This is a genomic window from Candidatus Nanopusillus massiliensis, assembly GCF_920984865.1.
On record NZ_OV100765.1, the window covers coordinates 523,524 to 523,734 of the forward strand.

Annotated in this window: 1 pseudogene (running past one end of the window); it reads left to right on the forward strand. The window is 24.6% G+C overall.

The features are described from left to right. Positions 1-211: pseudogene (locus tag LUA84_RS04495) on the forward strand (flap endonuclease-1); its annotated part reaches 14 nt to the left of the window's first position; the annotation flags it as partial.

Sequence of the window (211 nt, forward strand, 5' to 3'; positions counted from 1 at the left end):
AAAAAAGGTAATTTATGTATTTGATGGAAAGCATCCAGAATTTAAGAAAAAAGAACAAGAATTAAGAGAGGAACAGAGAAAAAAGATGGAAGAAAAATATAAAAAAGCAATTGAAATGGGTATAAAAGGAGATTTAAAAAAATATGCAGAATTTACATCAAAATTGGAATTTAATATNNNNGATGAATCAAAAGAATTATTGGAAGCAATG